This window comes from Microbacterium umsixpiens, assembly GCF_053543675.1.
The window spans coordinates 730-3,432 of record NZ_JBLVOH010000220.1 but is presented as its reverse complement, the minus strand read 5'-3'; the positions used below and the strand labels follow the sequence as shown (position 1 = coordinate 3,432).

The 2,703-nt window shown below is 71.7% G+C and carries 3 protein-coding genes; all 3 read right to left on the bottom strand.

Annotated elements, in window-relative coordinates; translation table 11 throughout:
• Positions 1–178 (bottom strand): cytidylyltransferase domain-containing protein (locus ACNPM4_RS18550; protein WP_448986679.1); only part of this gene is annotated, 178 nt, incomplete at its 3' end.
• Positions 179–192: 14 nt separating this feature from the next.
• Positions 193–1,539: a polysialyltransferase family glycosyltransferase gene (locus tag ACNPM4_RS18545; RefSeq protein WP_448986674.1), complete on the bottom strand. Its 1,347-nt coding sequence runs from the start codon at positions 1,537–1,539 to the stop codon at positions 193–195.
• Positions 1,536–2,516, bottom strand: coding sequence for a glycosyltransferase family 2 protein (locus ACNPM4_RS18540; protein ID WP_448986672.1), 981 nt, complete (start codon positions 2,514–2,516; stop codon positions 1,536–1,538). Before ACNPM4_RS18540 ends, ACNPM4_RS18545 begins: the two co-directional genes overlap by 4 nt.
• Between the last annotated feature and the right edge of the window lie 187 nt (positions 2,517–2,703).

Here is a 2,703-nt window from a genome sequence, read left to right as displayed (position 1 = left end):
CCAGGTCGATGCCGGATGCCGCGGTCGCCGCCCGAACAGCACGCTCGACCAGCGGGACTCCGCCCACCCGCTGGAGGTTCTTGCGCGGCACCTGCTTCGACCCGCCGCGCGCGGGGATGATCGCCACCGTGAGGGGCCGCTGCTCGTCCATGTCGTTCGTCGTCATCGTCATCGTCATCCTCGTCGTCATCGTCATCGCCCGCGCAGCGCCCGCCAGGCACGACCGACTCGTCGCCGCGCGCCGAGGGCGTGGAGCCGCCACTCCTCGACCCTGCCCACTCCGCCGGCGGGGCGCAATGCACGGTTCAGGGCGCGCTCCCGCGGCGCTCCCGGCAGCCGCAGCTCCGCAAGCCGTCGTGGCGCGAAATACCGATCCCGCTCGACCGGGTCCAGGTCGTGCAGCAGCTCTTCGGCGCGACCGCGCAGATGGGCGGCGCTCTCAGGCTGCATCGCGTAGCCGACGGCATCCACCAGCAGTTGCAGCCGGGCGGGGTCGCCGTAGGGCGCGTCGTCGCGGGTGAGGGCATCGACCAGGGTCACGGGCATGCGGTTGCTGTTCTCGAACGGCGTCAGCGCCGCCAGCACCCGGTCGTTGCCCGCCGATCCGATCGCCCGACCGAAGAGCGTGTGCACGGTCGGCAACGCGGTCGAGAACCCGGCGACGACGGCCAGCGCATCCAGTCGTTCAGCGAGCAGCTCGGCCGCGAGCGGGCCGCGATACTCGACGAAGTCGATCCCGTGCACGTGCGCCCGATCGCGAACCGCCGCGGTCATCAGCGGCGGTGCGGCGGGGTGCGGCTTGAAGACGATGCGCTGCGGAGCCCACCGCGCGGCGCGGTCGATCAGCTGCTTCTGCAGGTCGATCTCCGCGGCGGGCGTCATGAGTCCGAGCGCCGACAGGTACTGGCCGAGGACGAGCACGCTGGAGGCATCGTCCGCGGTGCCCGATTCGCCGGCATCCGTCTCCCGCAGTGCCGCGGCGAACGCAACGGGAGGAACCGGCACGATCTCGGCACGAGGGGACCCGACGAGCGGCCGCACTCCGGGCACCACGTCCGCATGGACCACGCGTTCGATGCGCGCCGCGACCGCATACGGCAGCCGCACCCGCATCGGCGAGTAGGTCATGAGCCCATCCCCCACGATGGTGATCCGCGCGTGCGGGAACAACGCCATCAGGGTGCGGGCCGGCGCGACCTGCGGGCTCTGCACGAACAGCTCCAGGCCCTGAGGATCGAGTCGCCACGCCCGTACGAGCAACCGCTCCAGGATCGGGAGGTCGGCCTCAGCGGGTTCCCACGAGCTCGGATGCAACGGGCCGAGGACATCTTCCAGCGGCTCGACGCGGTCGAACCGCGCGCGCAGCGGCCCGAGCACGGGGTCGCCCGCGATGCCGACCGCCGTCTCCGGCACCCGGCTCGAGGTGAACGGCACCAGGATGCGCTCCGCCCCGCCGTCGCGGCCGAGGAGCCCGGCGTCGATCGCCGCGGCGGCCGTGGCGAGTCCGTACGCACTGTGCAGCGCGAAGACCTGGGTCATGCCGTGCGCCCTGCCTGTCGGAGAACACGCGCCAGCACCCGCCGGCGCGGCCCGTCGAAGCGCGTGAGCGTCTCGTCGAGCTCGCCATCGGGCAGCCGGCGGAGCATGTCCCGGATGCCGCTGCGCATCTCGGCGCGCAGCCGCGGGTGCATGCGACGCGCACGCACCAGATGGTGGGAGCTGAGCGCGAGCGCGGTCCACACGACCTTGGGCAGGAAGCGCTCCGCCTCGGGATCCTGCTCGACGACGGCGATGACCTCGTCCATCGCGCGGGCGAAGTCGAGCTGGCGGCGATCCCGGGCCTGGGTGAGCGACGTCGCGATGCCGCGTCGGTAGAGCAGCGCGGGGGCATCCACGACGGCGAACGACCCCGCGCGAAGATGGAGCCGCCAGATCCAGGGCCGGTCCTCCGCCGTGAACAGCCCCTCGGGGAACCGCGCCAGCCCGTCGTCGAGAACGCGGCGGTGGAAGACACCCGCCCACGCGTAGGGGTAGTCGACCATCGTGGATTCGTTCTCGGGCAGGATCGCCTCCCGCGGAACGAGCACGCGTTCGCGCCACGGGTGCGGGGCACGCACGAGCGCCCGGTGCGATCCGGTGACCGTGACGTGGTCGGTGCGGAGGAAGTCGCAGTCCAGCTCGCGCAACCGCGACACCAGCACCTCGAGCCGGCGCGGCTGCATCCAGTCGTCACCGTCGAGGAAGCAGAAGGCGTCGCCCTCGACCCGTTCGAGCCCTTGATTCCGGGCGGTCGCCAGCCCCCGGGCGATCGGGTTCCGGATGAGCTCGACGTTCGGGAGGCGCTCGGCATACGCGCGCATGAGTGCACCGGTGTCGTCACGCGAGCCGTCGTCGATGGCGACGAGCTTGAGCGCAGAAGGATCGTCGAACTGGCGGGTGAGCGTCTCGAGCGTCGTCCCGATATACGCGCCGGCGTCTTTCGCGGGCAGGATGACGGTGACGAGGGGTGTGCGCACGGAACTCCAGGGACAGGTGGTGTCCCGGAATCGTGCCAGGTCGCTGTTGCCGGACGGCGACGCGAAGGTGAACGACCGGTGTCCACGGACGCTGCCGAGGTGCGCAGTGAGGTGTGGCCCCGTACCCGAACGGAGCCACACCTCCCAGTGCTACGCACTGCCGAACGCGAGGCGTTCGGAGAGCGGG

What these genes read in the sequence shown, in the direction of transcription:
- ACNPM4_RS18545 (WP_448986674.1), bottom strand. Translation starts at nt 1,539, where the DNA reads ATGACCCAGGTCTTCGCGCTGCACAGTGCGTACGGACTCGCCACGGCC.